Here is a 266-nt window from a genome sequence, read left to right on the forward strand (position 1 = left end):
GGAGCGGTGGACATCCGCCTTATCCGCTAAAATCAGGGCAGCCGAAACCACATTTACCGGCTGACCGTTCTTTTCATCATGATTGCCTATAGCTGACACCACCATAGCCAATTCATCCGGGTCCATGCCCATATCCTTGAGGATGCTAAAGATCAGTGCCGCACCCGCTTCCGCATGTAAATTCCGGTTGATGGCATTGCCGATATCATGAAGATAGCCGGCAATGGCTGTAAGTTCCTGAACTCGCGGCGGGTGGCCCAGTCTTT

Annotated in this window: 1 protein-coding gene; it reads right to left on the reverse strand. The window is 52.6% G+C overall.

Translation table 11 applies throughout. The features are described from left to right. A partial coding sequence (locus tag Q5762_RS38625; RefSeq protein ID WP_315896989.1) for an HD domain-containing protein occupies positions 1–266 on the reverse strand: 266 nt, incomplete at both ends.

The organism is Streptomyces sp. P9(2023) (assembly GCF_032436795.1).
Lineage (GTDB): Bacteria > Actinomycetota > Actinomycetes > Streptomycetales > Streptomycetaceae > Streptomyces.